General features: G+C 68.6%; 16 protein-coding genes. 4 read left to right on the top strand and 12 right to left on the bottom strand.

Going from position 1 to position 13,468, the window contains the following annotated elements:
- Positions 1-5: 5 nt before the first annotated feature.
- Positions 6-1,151, bottom strand: a complete 1,146-nt coding sequence (locus tag BUA29_RS00275) for an AI-2E family transporter (protein WP_072754633.1) — start codon at positions 1,149-1,151, stop codon at positions 6-8.
- A 2-nt stretch (positions 1,152-1,153) separates the two neighbouring features.
- On the bottom strand, positions 1,154-2,257 hold the full coding sequence (locus tag BUA29_RS00270; RefSeq protein ID WP_072754632.1) for a DUF2066 domain-containing protein: 1,104 nt from the start codon (positions 2,255-2,257) through the stop codon (positions 1,154-1,156).
- Between the two features lie 149 nt (positions 2,258-2,406).
- On the opposite strand from BUA29_RS00270, the gene purM reads away from it, so the two are divergent.
- From purM to BUA29_RS00255, 3 genes are read left to right on the top strand one after another with little or no spacing between them, the layout of a single operon-like run.
- The gene (purM, locus tag BUA29_RS00265) at positions 2,407-3,453 is read left to right on the top strand and encodes a phosphoribosylformylglycinamidine cyclo-ligase (protein ID WP_245770465.1); all 1,047 of its coding nucleotides are present in this window, start codon (positions 2,407-2,409) and stop codon (positions 3,451-3,453) included.
- Between the two features lie 9 nt (positions 3,454-3,462).
- A complete protein-coding gene (gene purN / locus BUA29_RS00260) occupies positions 3,463-4,107 on the top strand; it encodes a phosphoribosylglycinamide formyltransferase (RefSeq protein WP_072754631.1) in 645 nt (214 codons plus the stop codon).
- 33 nt (positions 4,108-4,140) lie between these two features.
- Complete coding sequence (locus tag BUA29_RS00255) at positions 4,141-4,809, top strand: DUF3108 domain-containing protein (RefSeq protein ID WP_072754630.1); 669 nt, start codon at positions 4,141-4,143, stop codon at positions 4,807-4,809.
- Between the two features lie 402 nt (positions 4,810-5,211).
- On the opposite strand, the gene BUA29_RS00250 is transcribed toward BUA29_RS00255, so the two are convergent.
- From BUA29_RS00250 to surE, 4 genes are read right to left on the bottom strand one after another with little or no spacing between them, the layout of a single operon-like run.
- A complete protein-coding gene (locus tag BUA29_RS00250) occupies positions 5,212-6,012 on the bottom strand; it encodes a peptidoglycan DD-metalloendopeptidase family protein (RefSeq protein WP_072754629.1) in 801 nt (266 codons plus the stop codon).
- Positions 6,009-6,626 (bottom strand): YqaA family protein, encoded by a 618-nt coding sequence (locus BUA29_RS00245; RefSeq protein ID WP_072754628.1) that lies wholly within the window; start codon positions 6,624-6,626, stop codon positions 6,009-6,011. Before BUA29_RS00245 ends, BUA29_RS00250 begins: the two co-directional genes overlap by 4 nt.
- A complete protein-coding gene (locus BUA29_RS00240; protein WP_072754627.1) occupies positions 6,626-7,303 on the bottom strand; it encodes a protein-L-isoaspartate(D-aspartate) O-methyltransferase in 678 nt (225 codons plus the stop codon). The genes BUA29_RS00245 and BUA29_RS00240 overlap by 1 nt, the downstream gene beginning before the upstream one ends.
- Positions 7,300-8,088 carry a 5'/3'-nucleotidase SurE gene (surE, locus tag BUA29_RS00235; protein ID WP_072754626.1) on the bottom strand — a complete coding sequence of 263 codons (789 nt, stop codon included), beginning with the start codon at positions 8,086-8,088 and terminating at the stop codon, positions 7,300-7,302. Before surE ends, BUA29_RS00240 begins: the two co-directional genes overlap by 4 nt.
- A gap of 71 nt (positions 8,089-8,159) precedes the next feature.
- Here surE and BUA29_RS00230 point away from each other — a divergent pair, with 71 nt between their 5' ends.
- Entirely contained in the window at positions 8,160-8,729 is a 570-nt protein-coding gene (locus BUA29_RS00230; protein WP_072754625.1) for a Smr/MutS family protein, read from the top strand.
- A gap of 19 nt (positions 8,730-8,748) precedes the next feature.
- Here BUA29_RS00230 and truD read toward each other — a convergent pair whose 3' ends face one another.
- From truD to kdsA, 6 genes are read right to left on the bottom strand one after another with little or no spacing between them, the layout of a single operon-like run.
- Positions 8,749-9,801, bottom strand: coding sequence for a tRNA pseudouridine(13) synthase TruD (gene truD / locus BUA29_RS00225; RefSeq protein ID WP_072754624.1), 1,053 nt, complete (start codon positions 9,799-9,801; stop codon positions 8,749-8,751).
- On the bottom strand, positions 9,798-10,280 hold the full coding sequence (gene ispF / locus BUA29_RS00220; RefSeq protein ID WP_072754623.1) for a 2-C-methyl-D-erythritol 2,4-cyclodiphosphate synthase: 483 nt from the start codon (positions 10,278-10,280) through the stop codon (positions 9,798-9,800). Before ispF ends, truD begins: the two co-directional genes overlap by 4 nt.
- On the bottom strand, positions 10,280-10,963 hold the full coding sequence (gene ispD, locus BUA29_RS00215; protein WP_072754622.1) for a 2-C-methyl-D-erythritol 4-phosphate cytidylyltransferase: 684 nt from the start codon (positions 10,961-10,963) through the stop codon (positions 10,280-10,282). The genes ispF and ispD overlap by 1 nt, the downstream gene beginning before the upstream one ends.
- Positions 10,960-11,289 (bottom strand): cell division protein FtsB, encoded by a 330-nt coding sequence (gene ftsB, locus BUA29_RS00210; RefSeq protein WP_072754701.1) that lies wholly within the window; start codon positions 11,287-11,289, stop codon positions 10,960-10,962. The genes ispD and ftsB overlap by 4 nt, the downstream gene beginning before the upstream one ends.
- 20 nt (positions 11,290-11,309) lie before the next feature.
- Entirely contained in the window at positions 11,310-12,602 is a 1,293-nt protein-coding gene (gene eno, locus BUA29_RS00205) for a phosphopyruvate hydratase (protein ID WP_072754621.1), read from the bottom strand.
- A 29-nt stretch (positions 12,603-12,631) separates the two neighbouring features.
- Positions 12,632-13,465 carry a 3-deoxy-8-phosphooctulonate synthase gene (kdsA, locus tag BUA29_RS00200; RefSeq protein ID WP_072754700.1) on the bottom strand — a complete coding sequence of 278 codons (834 nt, stop codon included), beginning with the start codon at positions 13,463-13,465 and terminating at the stop codon, positions 12,632-12,634.
- Positions 13,466-13,468 lie beyond the last annotated feature (3 nt).

The following is a 13,468-nucleotide window of genomic DNA, read 5'->3' as shown; positions in this document are numbered from 1 at the left end:
CGACGTCAACCCGCCTGTTCGTCGCTGGCCGGTGGCATCTGCTCGATATCCAGCAGAATCGCCGGCGTATCGCCGGCATACAGCCGGCTGTGCCGATACCGCTCGCCGAGATGGCGCAGCACGACGTTGGCCACCGCCGCCACCGGCAGCGCCAGCAGCATGCCGAGAAAGCCAAACAGGGTGCCACCGGCCATTACCGCAAAGATCACCGCCATCGGATGCAGGCCGATGCGATCGCCCACCAGCACCGGCGTCAGCAGAAAGCTCTCCACCAGCTGGCCGACGGTGAACACGATGCCCACCCCCAGCAGATGCTGCCAGTCACCAAACTGCACCAGCGCCGCCAGCCCGCCGAAGATCACGATCGAAGCCGGCCCCAGATACGGCACGAAGGTCAACAGCCCGGCCACCAGGCCGATCAGGATGCCCAGATCCAGCCCCACCAGCCACAACCCAAGGGCATACAGCACCCCAAGAATCAGCATGACCAGCATCTGGCCGCGCAGAAAGCCGCCCAGCACCTCGTCGGTCTGCTGCGCCAGCGCACGCACGGTGTCGTAATGATTGCGCGGCACCAGGGTGGCGATGCGCTCCACGATCAGATCCCAGTCGCGCAGAAAGAAAAAGGTCAGTACCGGCAGCAGGGCGAGATTGGCCAGCCAGGCCAGCAGGGCAATACCGGAGCGCGAGACATAGCCCAGCACCACCGCCGCGATACCCCCTGCACTCTGCCAGTGCGTGCGGATCAGCTCAAACAGGCGCTGCGGGTCAAACCAGGCCAGGATCTGCAACCCGGTGCGCCGTTCCAGCCAGGGCAGCGCGGTCTGCACCAACCAGTCGCGGTAGCCCGGCAGCGAATCGACCAGGGTCATCACCTGCGCCTCCAGCACCGGCAACAGCAGCACCAATACCAGCAGCATGAGCAGGACGATGCTGGAAAACACCAGCGTCACGGCCCAGTTGCGCGACATCCGCCGCTCCAGGCGATCCACCATCGGATCGCCCAGCCAGCCCAGCAGCGCGGCCAAGGCAAACGGGGTCAGGATCGGCGCCAGCAGCCACACCAGCCAGCCGATCCCCAGCAACAGCGCCGTCCACTGTACGCGCCGATAAAACGCGGCAATGGTGGCCAGATCCTCGTCACGCTGCATGCTCACTCTCCCCGCATCCTGAATTCGGCCGGCGAGCCCGCACGACCATCGTCGCTGGCCGGCACCGCCGCCAGCACGGTGCCGCGATCCACATACCGGGTGAACGTGCCCAGACCGCCGGCCAGTTCCACCTGAAGCTCCAGGTGATCGGGCATGGCCAGCACCGGCAGCAGGCGCCGCACGCCCGGCAGGTCATCCAGATAGCCCATCAGCCGCAGGTAATCATCGGCACTGCGCAGGCCGAGGATGCGCAGCCGGTAAGCCCCCGGCGTGGCGCCCGAGTTGCTGCGGGCATAGCGCTTGAACAGCGCATCGGCAGCCCCTTGCGCGCCGTCGGCCATGGCACGGCGCGGATCAGCATCCAGGCGCTGCCAGCTGGCCAGCACCTTGCCGTTGTCAACCAGCGTCCAGTCCGCCACCCAGCTGGAGGAATCGCGCCGTAGCCGGCCGATCAACTGGATCGGCGGGCTGTAGCGGCGAGAAAGCGCCGTGATCGCCGCCACGTCGCCCCGCCAGATCGCCCCCACCGCCGCCTGTTCGGCCGCGGTTCCCTGCGGCAGCCCCAAGGCATAACCGCGCGCCTTGGCCGCATCCAGAATCGCACGGGCGGCATTGACCTGACCCAGCCCGACCAGACGCGGGCCGCGGCCATCGTCGATGGCCAGCCACAGCACGGGTTTTGGACGCAGCTGCGGCCAGCGCGGCAGGCCGAGCAAATCGACCAGATCATCGATGTCGGCGGGCCGAAAGCGCACCACCAGCATGGTCTGGAAACTGGGTGCCCCGCTCGGGCCGACACCCTCATCCTGCCGATAGTCGTAACCCTCGACATAGTCCTCGGCCTGCGCCAGCACCCGGCGCGCATCGTCACGGTCGGCAACGTTGCGATCGCCGGTCAGATTGGCCAGCACCTGCGCCAGCGCACGGGCAAAGGCTTTGTCGCGCTCCGCCGCGGTCTGGTTGCGCACACTCACTTCGGTCTGGTACGGCCCTTCGGCGACCGCGCGATCCCCCTCGACCCGCTGTGCCCACACCACGCCCGGCAGCCACAAACCCAGCACCGCGGCCAGCAGCGCTGCCCGCAGCCAGCCCAGACCCGGTTGCATCGTCCATCGCGGCTTGGTTTGCATCGCCCTTCCTCGCCGGAGTTCCGGCCATTGCGTGGGGAAATGGTGCCGCAGGCGGACGGACACGTCCATGTCCGGGTTGCGCGGCTGCTAAAATCGCGGATTCACAATGCCCGCGCGAGCCTGCCGTGACGCCTTCCACGCCCTCCTCTTCCGGCCTGACCTACCGCGATGCCGGTGTTGACATTGATGCCGGCAATGCCGTGGTCGAGCGCATCAAGCCGCTGGTTCGCCGTACCCTGCGCCCCGAAGTCTTAGGCGGCGTAGGCCTGTTCGGCGGTCTGTTCGACCTGGCCGGCCGCTACCGGGAGCCGGTGCTGGTCTCCGGCACCGACGGTGTGGGCACCAAGCTGATCCTCGCCAAGCAACTGAATCGCCACGACACGATCGGCCAGGATCTGGTGGCGATGTGCGTCAACGACGTGCTGGTGCAGGGCGCCGAACCACTGTTCTTCCTGGACTACTTCGCCACCGGCAAGCTGGACGTGGACACCGCGGTCAACGTGGTCGCCGGCATTGCCAAGGGCTGCGAGATTGCCGGCTGTGCGCTGATCGGCGGCGAGACGGCGGAAATGCCGGACATGTACCCGCCCGGCGACTATGACCTCGCCGGCTTCGCCGTCGGCGCGGTGGAGAAGTCCAAGCTGATCGATTCCAGCGCCCTGCGCGCGGGCGACGTGCTGATCGGTCTGGCCTCCAGCGGCCCGCATTCCAACGGCTACTCGCTGATCCGCAAGATCCTGCAGCGCGCCGGCAACCCGCTCGACCTCGACCTGGGCGGCACCACCCTGGCCGACGCGCTGATGGCGCCCACCCGCATTTACGTCAAGCCAGTGCTGGAACTGCTGGCCAAGCACGACATCCACGCGATGGCGCACGTCACCGGCGGCGCGCTGGTGGAAAAGATCATCCGCGTGGTTCCGGCCCCGCTGGGGCTGGACATCGACGTGTCCAGCTGGCCGCGCCCGGCTGTGTTCGACTGGCTGCAGCGCGAAGGCGGCGTGGCCGAGCCGGAAATGTGGCGCACCTTCAACTGCGGTATCGGCTACGTCCTGATGGCCGACCCGGCCGACGTGGCCGCCATCGAGGCCGACCTCGACCGTCTGGGCCTGGCCCACTGGCGGATCGGCCAGGTCACCCCGCCGCGTGACGGCGACCGTCTGCGTATCGGCTGACCTGACGCCATGCCCATCCGCATCGCCGCCCTTGCCTCCGGCCGCGGCAGCAATCTGCAGGCCATCCTCGACGCCATCGCCGCCGGCACCCTGGACGCACAGGTGGTCGGCGTATTCTCGGACAACCCCGACGCCCCGGCTCTCCTCCGGGTGCCCGAAGCCCTGCGCTGGGCACGCACCCCCAAGTCCTACGGCAGCCGCGCCGCGTTCGACGCGGCGCTGGGCGATGCGATTGCCACCGCCGCACCGGACTGGATCGTCTGCGCCGGCTACATGCGCATTCTTGGCCCGGACTTCGTGCAGCGCTTCCAGGGCCGGCTGCTCAACATCCATCCCGCGCTGCTGCCCAAATACAAGGGCCTGCACACCCACCAGCGCGCACTGGACGCTGGCGACAGCGAGCACGGCGCCAGCGTGCACTTCGTGACCGCGGAGCTGGACGGTGGCCCGGTGATCGCCCAGGCCCGGGTGCCCGTACTGCCGGGCGACGATGCCGACCGGCTGGCCGCACGCGTGCTTGCGGTGGAGCATCCGCTGCTGGTCGGCGTGCTGCGGCTGGCCGCCGCCGGCCGGCTGGCCGAACGCGATGGCCGCGCCTGGGTGGATGGTCAGCCGCTGTTTACACCGCTGTCCCTAGAGTCCCTCTCACCCTGACCGCGCCGTGCGCGGCTGCCCGAGGATCGATCGATGCACGCACTGCGCCCGCTGACCCTGCTCCTGCTGCTGGCCACCGCGCCGGCCTGGGCAATCAAGCCGTTCGTCGCCGACTACGACGCCAACTGGAAAGGCGTCCCGGCCGATGCCCGCATCAGCCTGCAACCCCAGGACGGCAACCGCTGGCGCTACGAACTCAGCGTCCAGAACGCGGTGGGCAGCGCCCGCCAGGTCACCGTGTTCGAGGAGCGCAACGGCCAGCTGCGGCCGCTGTCGGGCAGCGACAGCGCCCAACTGCTGTTCAAGAAAAGCCAGAAAGACGCCCGCTACGACTGGACTGCGCGGGAAGCGCGCTGGAGCGGTGACGTCAAACCCGATCGCACCGGCCCGGTAGCGCTGCAGGACGGCGACATCGACGGCATGCTGGTCAACCTGGCCATCCAGCGCGACCTTGCCAGCGGCAAACCGCTGCGCTACCGGGTGGTGGACAACGGCACCGCCCATCAGCAGACCTACCAAGCCCAGGGCAAGGACACGCTGGACATCGGCGGCCAGAAAATCCAGGCCACCCGGGTCGTGCGCAGCGACGATGACCGGCAGATCCTGGTCTGGATCGCCCCGGATATCCCTGCCCCCGTCCGCATCGTGCAACGCAAGGCGGGCCAGACCGAACTGGAACTGACCCTGCGCACGCTGCGCTGAAGGGTGTTTGATTCAAAAAAACCGCCCTGCCATTGACCGCCGCCGCGCCCCGACGCGCGGCGCGGTTTTTTCACCAGCACCTTGAACGCCCTTGGCTGGTGAACCTTGCGCGCCAAAGGCACCGCGTCTGCGCATCAAGCCCCGCGATGCAACCAGCGACGGCCAGCAATATGCCGTCCGGAAGCAACCAACCGCGTGCCCGCGATCCAGTCGAAACGCACGATTCAACGCACGCTTTAAAAGCGCGGAATCCTGTATTCAAGGCAGTGTCCTGACCCTTGTAGGGGCGACGCATGCGTCGCCCCTACAGTCCAATCCCTTTGAAATCAGGGCATCGTTCTGGCCCAGGCCGGCGCAAGGCCGGTCCTGGCGCGCCTGCTGCGGGCCATACGCCAGCGCCTGTCAGCGCTTGGGCAGGTACTGCAACGGATCCACCGGCTTGCCGTTGTAGCGGATCTCGAAGTGCAGCATGTCGCGGTTGGTGCCGGTATGGCCCATCTCGGCGATCTGCTGCCCTGCTTTGACCAGGGCGCCTTCGTTGACCAGCCGCGCCCGGTTATGGCCGTAGGCCGACAGCCACTGGTCGTTGTGCTTGACGATGATCAGCTCGCCATAGCCCACCAGCCCATTGCCGGAATACACCACCACGCCATCGGCCGCGGCCCGAACCGGCTGGCCGGCCTTGCCGGCAATGTCCACGCCCTGGCGGGTGGGGTCGCCCGCCTGGAACGTGGCGACCACGCTGCCGTCTGCCGGCCACTGCCAGCGCAGGGTGCTGACGGGCGCTGCCGGCGCCGGGGCCGGCGCAGGTGCCGTCGGCGCGGAGGATGCGGCTGGCGGCCGGCTGCCGCCTTGCGCCTGACCGGGGGACGGTGCCGGGGCCTGACTGTCCCGGTCGTTCTTCGGATACAGCCGCAGGCGCTGCCCCGGATAGATGGTGTAGGGCGGGGGGATGTCATTCCACAACGCCAGATCCAGCGGCGTGATGCCGTTTTCGGTCGCGATGCGGTACACCGTCTGGCCACGCTGCACCACCACGGTGGCACCGTACTTGGGTTGCGACACCCGCGCCGGCGGCGGGGTGGCGCCGTGCGGGCCGGTCGCCGCCTCACGCGGCGGCTTGACCACCCGGGTGTGGCCACAGCCGGCCACTAGCAGCACCGCCAGCAGCAGGATGATCCGGTTTGCACGCATGGCGTTCATGATGCCCCATGTCCGCGCAGGAGCAACCATCCGATCAGTCCGGCCAGCGCCAGCAGCACGCCCCAGCCGATGTGCTCGATCCACCGGTGCAGGGCGCGCTCGGCGCGCTCGCCCCCGAGCCGGATCGCCAGCGCCAGCAGATAGACGCGTTTGCCGCGCCCGACCAGCATCGCCGCCAGAAACGGCAGCATCGGCACCCCGACGATGCCGCTGGCCCAGGTAAACATCTTCAGCGGGATCGGGGTGAACCCGGCCAGCACCAGCAACCAGAACGCCTGCCACGGCGAATGCGCCACGATCGCCTGCAGGCTGGTCACCTGGGCATCGATCCGCTCCAGCCAACCCAGCGTGCGCAGCAATGGGTGCACGGCCTCGTAGGCGTAATGCCCCAGCAGGTAGCCGACCACCGCCCCCACCAGCGACCCGGCCAGACTGATCCCGGCGAAGCGGAACCCATGCCGCGGCTGGGCCAGACACATCGGCGCCAGCATCACTTCTGGCATCACCGGAAACACGATCGCCTCGATCACGCTCAGCCCGGCCAGCAACGCGGGCGCGCGCGGGTGCCGCGACCAGGCCAGGGCTCGCTGGTAGAGCGGTCCAAACAGGCGCATCAGTCCTGCAATCCCGACAGCAAGGGGACGAAGCTCACCGGCCCCAAGTCGTCCTGGTGAACCTCACCCTGGGCGTCTTTGTGCAGACACAGCAGGGACTGCCCCGACGGTGGCCCCACCGGCGCCACCAGCACACCGCCTGGCGCCAGTTGCTCCAGCAGCGCCGACACCAATGCCGGCGCGGCGGCGGTGACCAGGATGGCATCGAAGGGGGCATGCTCCGGCCACCCGATCCGGCCATCGTCATGCCGGCTGCGCACGTGCAGGCCGAGGCTACGGAAGCGCTTGCGCGCAGTCCGCAACAGATCCCCGATGCGCTCGACGGTGAACACCTCCAGCCCCAGTGCCGCCAGAACTGCCGCCTGATAGCCGGAGCCGGTGCCGATCTCCAGCACTTTCGCCGGCTGCACGCGCAGCACCGCTTCGGTCATCCGGGCCACCACATACGGCTGCGAGATGGTCTGGCCATGACCAATCGGCAACGCGTTGTTCTCATACGCGCGGCTGGCCAGCGCCTCGTCCACGAACTGGTGCCGCGGCACGGTGCGGATGGCGTCGAGCACGCGCCCGTCGCAAATCCCGCACGCCCGCAGATCCTCGATCAGGCGGTCGCGCACGCGCTGGCCGGTCAAGCCCAGACCGAGATGGCTCGAATGCAGCCGCAGCCGGGCCGTCATGCCGCCACCTCCGCTGCGTCGGTCAGGGCTTCGACCCAGCCCGCCACCTGGTCGAGGGCCTGGTAGCGGGTGAGATCAACGTGCAGCGGCGTGATGGCGATCTGGCCACTGCGGACGGCGTGGAAATCCGTTCCCGGCCCGGCGTCCTGCTCATCCCCGGCGGCCCCGACCCACCACCACTGGCGGCCGCGCGCGTCCACCTGCGGGATGCACGGCTCGGCGCGATGACGATGCCCCAGCCGGCTGGTGGCAAAGCCGCGGATCTCGTCCCAGGGCCGGTCGGGGACGTTGACGTTGAGGATGGTGCTGGCCGGCAGCGGGTCACGCCGCAACCGTTCGACAATCGCCAACACCGCGCGCACGGCGCTTGAATAATGCCGGCCCAGGTGATCCTCGGTGACCAGCGACACCGCCACCGACGGCAGCCCCAGGAAGCGGCCCTCCATCGCCGCCGCCACCGTCCCGGAATAGATCACGTCATCGCCCAGGTTGGCGGTGTTGTTGATCCCCGACACCACCATGTCCGGCTGCAGCCCAAGCGCGTCCAACATGCCGCTCAAGGCCACATGCACGCAGTCGGTGGGCGTGCCGTACACCTTCCAGGTGGATGCATCCAGTCGCACCACCCGGATCGGCGCATCCAGCGTCAGCGAGTTGCTGGCACCGCTGCGGTCGCGGTCGGGCGCCACCACCATCACCTCGTGACCGGCATCGCGCAGCCCCTGGGCCAGGATCTGGATCCCGGGCGCATCGACACCGTCGTCATTGCTGACCAGGATCCGCATCAGGACAACCAGACGTAAGACATGCGGTGATGATACCGGATGCCCCCGCCGCTTCGGGGTACCCTTGTCACATGCGCAAAGCTCCGCCCGACGCCACGCCCCCCGAGGCCACCCCGGCCGACGATGCCGCGCTGTTCCGCGCTGCAATCGGGGCTGACCGCGGCAAGGTGCGGGTGCTTCCGCCAGCGCCGCCGCCGCCCACCCCACCCCGACCACGTCCGGCGGCACGCATGGCCCGACGCGACGAGGACGAGGCCCGCGCCGAGTTCCGGCAGGTGCTCACCCGCGCGCTGGACGCTGGGGATCCGCTCAGCTACCGACGCGATGACATTGCCCCGCGCATCCTGAAAAAACTGGCGCGCGGCGACTATGCCGCGCAGGAGGAGCTGGACCTGCACGGCCTGCCGGTACAGACCGCCGAAGCCCTGCTGCGCCAGTTCCTGCGTGATTGCCGCAGCCACCGGCTGTACTGCGTCCGCATCATTCACGGCAAGGGCCGGCACTCGGAAGACCGCCTGCCGGTACTGAAGAATCTGGTCGACCGTCTGCTGCGTCAGCGCGCCGACGTGCTGGCGTTTCATTCCCCGCCACCCGCGCAGGGCGGCACCGGGGCGGTTCTGGTGCTGCTGGACACCCGCTGAGGCAGGCCGCCGCCGCGACTCAGTCGGCCTCCGCCCCGGCGGCGGCCTGGGCATCCTCGATCTGCCCCAGCTCATCGAGCAGGGCGGTGGCATAGCCGCCGGGCGGCAGAACGAAGCGCAACACCAGGGTGTCGGCCTGCAGCCAGGTCCAGTCCAGCGCGACCGGACGCAGCCTGAGCGCACGCCGCTCCTGCCGCAGCCCGGCCTGCTCCAGCCCGGCACGCAGCCGCATGGCATCCGGGTCGGCCAGCGCCGCCAGTTCGAGCGCCCGCGCCGCCGCCACGCTGCGCAGGTCACCTGCGCCCCACAGCGGGCCGGTGGGGTGGATGTCGAAGGCGGCCAGCCGGGATTGCAGCGCCGGCGTGAGCGGCTCCGGGCCGAACACGCTGTGGCTGCCGTCCAGCATGAACACCTCGCCCTCCAGCGCCGTTGCCCAACTGCCTGCCGCCACCCGCGCCGCCAGCACCTGATTGAACAGCGCCGAGCGCGCCGCCGACAGCAGCAGCGTGCGCGTCTCCCGGCGCACCCGCTGGCCGGCAAACATCGCCAGCGCCGCGGCCACATTGCCGCCGTCGCGCCCAAACCGTTGCCGACCAAACGCATTGGGGACGCCCTGCGCGGCAATCGCCCGCAGCCGCGCCTCGATCGCCTCCGAGGCCCCCTGCACCCCGCGCAGCACCAGCACGAAGCGGTTACCGGCCAAGGCACCACGCGGCAGCTTGCGGCTGTGCCAGACGTGATCCAGCACGCGCAGGTCGTCGCTCTGCAGGGCCTCCAGCGGCGGCGCCACCCGCTTGGGCAGCCACACGCTGAACCGCTGCCGGGTCACCGCGTGGCGATCCTTCATCCCGGCAAAGCCGACCGCCGACACCGGCACGCCGGCCCAGCGAGCGATCCGCTGGGCGGCAAAGGGGGTGTTCATGCCACGCTTTTCCACGGTCAGCAGCAGGTGCTCACCCGCCCCGCTGGCCGCAAACGCGGGCAACTCTTCGACAAAAAAATCTTCCGCCACACTGCGGATGCGCGCCTGCAGCACCGGCGCCCCGTGTGCACGCACCGAGATCGGGTTCATGCACGAACCAGCAGGCACACCGCCTGTGCGGCAATGCCCTCGCCACGGCCAGTGAACCCAAGCCGTTCGCTGGTGGTGGCCTTGATGCTCACCGCATCGAGCGCAATACCGAGCTCCGCCGCAATCACCTCGCGCATCGCCAGCGCATGCGGCCCGACCTTGGGCGCCTCGCAGATCACGGTGATATCGCAGTTGCCCACCCGCCAGCCGCGTTCGCTGAGCAGCGCCTGGCAGTGGCGAAGAAAGACCCGGCTGTCGGCATCCTTCCAGCGTGGATCCGAGGGCGGGAAATGCCGGCCGATATCACCCAGTGCCAGCGCCCCGAGCATGGCATCACACAGGGCATGCAGCACCACGTCGCCATCGCTGTGCGCCTGCACACCCTGGGTGTGGGGAATGCGCACCCCGCCCAGCATCACGTGATCGCCCGCGCCGAAGGCGTGCACATCCAGGCCCTGACCGATGCGAATGTCCGTCATCACGGCGTCTCCAGCAGGAATGCGACCAGCGCCAGATCGGCCGGCGTGGTCACTTTCAGATTGTCCTCGCGGCCTTCCACCAGCTGCGGCCGCAACCCCAGCCGCTCCACCGCCATCGCCTCGTCGGTCACCATGACGCCCGCCTGCGCCGCCTCCGCCAGCGCCCGCTGCAGCAGGCCACGGCGAAACGCCTGCGGCGTCAGCGCCCGCCACAGCCGCTCGCGTGGCTCGGTGCCGAGGCTGCGCGCGGCGGCATCGGCGCGCTTGAGGGTATCGCGCACTGGCGCGGCCAGCAGCGCACCATCGGCACAGGCCGCGGCCGCCGCCAGCAGACGGTCGATATCGCTGTGCCGCAGATTGGGGCGGGCGGCGTCATGCACCAGCACCACCGTCTCGTCGGTCACGCTGTCCGGCAATGCCTGCAACGCCGCCGCCACCGAATCGGCACGTTCGGCACCGCCAATGCAGACGCGCACCGGCTTGCCCTGCCACTGCGACCAGCCCGGCCAGTAGGGATCGTTCTCAGCCAGCGCGATCACCGCACCCTCAATCTCAGGATGCGACAGCAGGGCCTGCAGGGTGTGGGCGATCAACGGCCGGCCGGCGATGTGCAGGTATTGCTTGGGAATGTCACCGCCGAAACGGCGACCGCGGCCGGCGGCCGGAACCAGCACCCAGCTCATGGCGCAGGCTGACCGGAATCAGCCGGGGCCGCCAGGGCAGAGGCGGGGCGCTCGATCACCCGGTAAAACGTCTCGCCGGGCTTGACCATGCCAAGCTCGGCGCGGGCGCGCTCCTCGACCGCCTCACCGCTGCTCTTGAGATCGGCCACTTCGGCGGCCAGCGCATCGTTGCGCGCCTGCAACCGCTGGTTCTCCTCGCGCTGGGCGGCGACCTGTGCCTGCAAGGCCGCCACTTCGCGCTGACCATGGCTGCCATACCAGAACGTGTACTGCAGCACGGCCAGCAGCAGCACCAGCGCCACCAGCAGCACACGCACCGGGTTCACTGCCGCCGCCACCGGTCCCGTCAACGCTGCATCGACACGAATGCCGCACGCCCGGCGTAGCGCGCCTCGGCGCCCAACTGCTCCTCGATCCGCAGCAGCTGGTTGTACTTGGCCACGCGGTCGCTGCGGCACAGCGAGCCGGTCTTGATTTGCGTGGCCGTCGTGGCCACCGCGATGTCGGCAATCGTGGTGTCCTCGGTTTCACCGGAACGGTGCGAAACGATTGCCGCATACTTCGCCGCATCCGCCATCGCGATGGCTTCCAGCGTCTCGCTGAGGGTGCCGATCTGGTTGACTTTGATCAGGATGGCATTGGCCACGCCACGCGCGATGCCGTCCTTGAAGATGCGCGGGTTGGTGACGAACAGGTCGTCGCCGACCAGCTGCACCTGACCGCCCAGGCGATCGGTGAGCAGCTTCCAGCCGTCCCAGTCGTCCTCGGCCATGCCGTCTTCGATGGTGACGATCGGGTACTGGGTGCACCAGTTGGCCAGGAAATCGACGAACTGCTCCGAGGTCAGGCGCTTGCCTTCGCCGGTCAGGTGGTATTTGCCGTTCTCGAAGAACTCGGTGGAGGCCACGTCCAGCCCCAGCAGCACGTCTTCGCCGGCCTTGTAGCCGGCCTTGCCGATGGCTTCCAGGATGGTTTCCAGCGCCTCTTCGTTGCTGCGCAGGTCGGGCGCAAAGCCACCTTCGTCACCAACCGCCGTGGACAGACCACGCCCCTTGAGCACCGACTTCAGCGCATGGAACACCTCGGCGCCGGCCCGCAGGGCCTCGGAGAACCGGTCGAAACCCACCGGCAGGATCATGAACTCCTGCAGATCCACATTGTTATCGGCATGCGCACCGCCGTTGATGATGTTCATCATCGGCACCGGCAGGGTCGGCGTGGCACCACTCAGACCGGCGAGGTACTGCCACAGCGCCTGCTTGCGCGACACTGCCACCGCGCGCGCGGCCGCCAGCGACACCCCCAGCAGCGCATTGGCGCCCAGCCGGCCCTTGTTCTCGGTGCCATCCAGATCGATCAGACGGCGGTCCAGCCCGGCCTGATCGCTGGCATCAACCCCACGCAGGGCCTCCGCGATCGGGCCATTGACGTTGGCCACCGCCCGCGTCACACCCTTGCCGAGATAGCGGGTCTTGTCGCCATCACGAAGCTCCACCGCCTCCTTGCTGCCGGTGGACGCGCCCGAGGGCACCGCGGCGCGGCCGAGGCTGCCATCGGCAAGCACGACATCGGCTTCGAGGGTGGGGTTGCCGCGGCTGTCGAGGATTTCGCGGGCGTGGATCTGACGGATCGTGGTCATGGTAACGAGTCGTCCTGAAAGAAACGGGGTCAGAGAGTCTGTTCGAGAAAGCCTTGGCGCTTGACCGCCGCATCCAGGGCAAGCAGCGTGTCCAGCAGCGCCTCCATTTTGTCCAGCGGCCAGGCGTTGGGGCCATCGGACAGGGCCCGATCGGGGTCAGGATGGGTTTCCATGAACAGACCCGCAACCCCGGCCGCGACCGCCGCCCGCGCCAACACCGGCACGAACTCGCGCTGACCGCCGGAACGGTTGCCCTGCCCGCCCGGCAACTGCACCGAGTGGGTGGCATCGAACACCACCGGGCAGCCGGTCTCACGCATGACCGCCAGGCTGCGCATGTCCGATACCAGATTGTTGTAGCCAAAGCTGACGCCGCGCTCGCAGACCATGATCTGGCGATTGCCGGTGGACATGGCCTTCTCGACCACCGGCTTCATGTCCCACGGCGACAGGAACTGGCCTTTCTTGATGTTGACCGGCTTGCCAGCCTCGCAGACCTTGCGGATGAAGTCGGTCTGGCGCACCAGGAAGGCGGGCGTCTGCAAGACATCGACGACCGCGGCCACTTCGTCCATCGGCGTGTATTCGTGCACGTCAGTGAGCACCGGCACGCCGATCTGGCGCTTGACCTCGGCCAGCACGCGCAAGCCCTCTTCCATGCCGGGGCCACGGAAGCTGTGCAGCGAGGTGCGGTTGGCCTTGTCGAAACTGGACTTGAAGATGAAGTTGATCCCGAGCTTGCCGGTGATTTCCTTCAACCGACCCGCCACATCGATCTGCAACTGCTCGCTTTCCACCACGCAGGGGCCGGCAATCAGAAACAGCGGCTGATCCAGCCCGACCTTGAAGCCACAAAGATCCATGGG

It is taken from the genome of Thermomonas hydrothermalis, from assembly GCF_900129205.1.
GTDB classification, from domain to species: Bacteria; Pseudomonadota; Gammaproteobacteria; order Xanthomonadales; family Xanthomonadaceae; genus Thermomonas; species Thermomonas hydrothermalis.
This window is presented reverse-complemented; position numbering and strand designations above follow the sequence as displayed.

Excerpts from the sequence above, each read along its gene's own strand:
- BUA29_RS00255 (WP_072754630.1), top strand. The coding sequence starts at position 4,141 with ATGCACGCACTGCGCCCGCTGACCCTGCTCCTGCTGCTGGCCACCGCG.
- BUA29_RS00230 (WP_072754625.1), top strand. The coding sequence starts at position 8,160 with ATGCGCAAAGCTCCGCCCGACGCCACGCCCCCCGAGGCCACCCCGGCC.
- BUA29_RS00270 (WP_072754632.1), bottom strand. The coding sequence starts at position 2,257 with ATGCAACCGGGTCTGGGCTGGCTGCGGGCAGCGCTGCTGGCCGCGGTG.
- BUA29_RS00245 (WP_072754628.1), bottom strand. The coding sequence starts at position 6,626 with ATGCGCCTGTTTGGACCGCTCTACCAGCGAGCCCTGGCCTGGTCGCGG.
- BUA29_RS00240 (WP_072754627.1), bottom strand. The coding sequence starts at position 7,303 with ATGACGGCCCGGCTGCGGCTGCATTCGAGCCATCTCGGTCTGGGCTTG.
- kdsA (WP_072754700.1), bottom strand. The coding sequence starts at position 13,465 with ATGGATCTTTGTGGCTTCAAGGTCGGGCTGGATCAGCCGCTGTTTCTG.
- purN (WP_072754631.1), top strand. The coding sequence starts at position 3,463 with ATGCCCATCCGCATCGCCGCCCTTGCCTCCGGCCGCGGCAGCAATCTG.
- ispF (WP_072754623.1), bottom strand. The coding sequence starts at position 10,280 with ATGACGGACATTCGCATCGGTCAGGGCCTGGATGTGCACGCCTTCGGC.
- truD (WP_072754624.1), bottom strand. The coding sequence starts at position 9,801 with ATGAACCCGATCTCGGTGCGTGCACACGGGGCGCCGGTGCTGCAGGCG.
- surE (WP_072754626.1), bottom strand. The coding sequence starts at position 8,088 with ATGCGGATCCTGGTCAGCAATGACGACGGTGTCGATGCGCCCGGGATC.
- BUA29_RS00275 (WP_072754633.1), bottom strand. The coding sequence starts at position 1,151 with ATGCAGCGTGACGAGGATCTGGCCACCATTGCCGCGTTTTATCGGCGC.
- eno (WP_072754621.1), bottom strand. The coding sequence starts at position 12,602 with ATGACCACGATCCGTCAGATCCACGCCCGCGAAATCCTCGACAGCCGC.
- BUA29_RS00250 (WP_072754629.1), bottom strand. The coding sequence starts at position 6,012 with ATGAACGCCATGCGTGCAAACCGGATCATCCTGCTGCTGGCGGTGCTG.
- ispD (WP_072754622.1), bottom strand. The coding sequence starts at position 10,963 with ATGAGCTGGGTGCTGGTTCCGGCCGCCGGCCGCGGTCGCCGTTTCGGC.